Source organism: Paraburkholderia sp. JHI2823, from assembly GCF_038900695.1.
Taxonomy (GTDB): Bacteria; Pseudomonadota; Gammaproteobacteria; order Burkholderiales; family Burkholderiaceae; genus Paraburkholderia; species Paraburkholderia mimosarum.
The window spans coordinates 1-531 of record NZ_JAYMRY010000207.1 but is presented as its reverse complement, the minus strand read 5'-3'; the positions used below and the strand labels follow the sequence as shown (position 1 = coordinate 531).

Annotated in this window: 1 protein-coding gene; it reads left to right on the top strand. The window is 39.2% G+C overall.

The annotated features are described in order from the left end of the window. Positions 1 to 224 (top strand): hypothetical protein (locus VSR34_RS38325; protein WP_342965222.1); only part of this gene is annotated, 224 nt, incomplete at its 5' end. Positions 225 to 531: the final 307 nt, after the last annotated feature.

Genomic DNA, 531 nt, shown 5'->3' with positions numbered 1-531 from the left:
ATATCCCACAGATCAGCATCATGTGCCAGAAAGAAGCTTTCAATTCTGTCTTTCCAGTAATCAAAGTTTTCTCCATCAAAGACTGGAGGTTTGCCGCTGAATCTGTCTCTGTCCTCATGGTTGTCATTGCTGGTGTGAGAATAGTTTCATGCCATTGTGTTTTTCTGACGCTGGATCTTGTACTGACACGGTTAAGTGTTTTAGCTCAGAACCAGGCGCTCTGATGCCAATTGAAGAAGTGAAAAACACAAGAAGTGGGGTTGAATTGTTAAAACTTGAAATCAAATGCAGACAACACGTTATTTTTATACTGGTTCGTTTGATCTCAAACTACTCCAGTCCACCTGTCAAGGTGATTTCGCCTCTATCCAACGAGGTCTTAATCCACTATATTCAACTGAATATTACAAACTGCTTTAACAACTGCTAAAGCCTTCTTGATGCAAACCATAACCCGGTTTGTAAAGGAAACACTTTCTTACAAAGAAGATAAATCTAGGTGTGTGAATGTTTTCTACAAAATTGTATCAC